Genomic DNA, 605 nt, shown 5'->3' with positions numbered 1-605 from the left:
TTACAGCTGGTCTTTGTTGAGCTTGGTGAAATGCTCGTGGGTGTTTTCCGGGCTGTGGTGCTTGGCATCGGCCGCACGGCTCTGCTCGGCACCGGCCCACAGGCGCTCCAGGTCATAGAACTGACGTGCCGAGGCAGTCATCATGTGCACGATCACCAGGTCCAGGTCGAGCAGCACCCAGTCGCTGTCGCCCTTGCCTTCTTCGCCCAGCGGCTTGGCGCCCTGTTTTTTGACTTCTTCGCGAACCTTGTCGAGCATCGCGTTGATCTGGCGGTTGGACGTACCGGTGGCGATGATCATGTAGTCAGTGATGCTCTGCTTCTCGCGAACATCGATGATCTGGATGTCTTGTGCCTTGACGTCTTCCAGGGCAGCGACGGCCAGCTTGACCAGTTCGTCGCCCTTCAGCGGTTCGTTGGTGTTGATCGGCTCAGGCAGCGGGGCGCTCTTGAATGTGCCTTTGCGCTTTACTTTGGTTTGGTCTTTGTCAGTCATATAAAACTCGTTTTGCTCATATATTCGGCGGCTTGGCGATACGTGGATTCGTATCAGTGAAGCACGCCTTGCTCAGTTCGACGCACGGTACAGACCGTGCGCATCGATGT

Annotated in this window: 1 protein-coding gene; it reads right to left on the bottom strand. The window is 56.7% G+C overall.

The window, feature by feature from the left end; translation table 11 throughout:
* Entirely contained in the window at positions 1 to 495 is a 495-nt protein-coding gene (gene rsfS, locus ACIF4X_RS27540; RefSeq protein ID WP_397484490.1) for a ribosome silencing factor, read from the bottom strand.
* Between the last annotated feature and the right edge of the window lie 110 nt (positions 496 to 605).

It is taken from the genome of Pseudomonas sp. NPDC085632 (assembly GCF_044541255.1).
In the GTDB taxonomy this organism is placed as follows: Bacteria; Pseudomonadota; Gammaproteobacteria; order Pseudomonadales; family Pseudomonadaceae; genus Aquipseudomonas.
The sequence above is the reverse complement of the archived record's forward strand: the minus strand, read 5'-3'. Positions and strand labels throughout refer to the sequence as shown.